This is a genomic window from Janthinobacterium sp. JC611, from assembly GCF_018682595.1.
GTDB lineage: Bacteria > Pseudomonadota > Gammaproteobacteria > Burkholderiales > Burkholderiaceae_D > Janthinobacterium.
Window position 1 is genome coordinate 1 of record NZ_JAFLJN010000088.1, and the last position, 365, is coordinate 365.

Here is a 365-nt window from a genome sequence, read left to right on the forward strand (position 1 = left end):
TGCGCACCACGCTGCTGCTGCCCACCGACGACCTGCTGGCGGTGGCCCGCGAGTTCGTCAATCCAGCGCTTTCGCGCGCCGCCCTGGGGCGCTGCCTGCGTCGCCATGGTGTCTCCAGCCTGCTTGAACTGGCCGCCCGGGAAACCGATCAGCCCGTCACCAAAAAGTCGTTCAAGGACTACGAGCCCGGCTTTTTACATATGGATATCAAGTACTTGCCGCAGATGCCTGACGAAACCGAACGCCGTTATCTGTTCGTCGCCATCGACCGCGCCACGCGCTGGGTCTTCATGGAGATCTATGCCGACCAGTCCGACAGTAGTAGCACCGACTTCCTGATCAAGCTCAACAAAGCCTGTCCGATC

At 60.8% G+C, this 365-nt stretch carries 1 pseudogene; it reads left to right on the forward strand.

What is annotated here, in order from left to right:
* Positions 1-365, forward strand: a pseudogene (locus J0O65_RS27760) (IS481 family transposase); the annotation flags it as partial.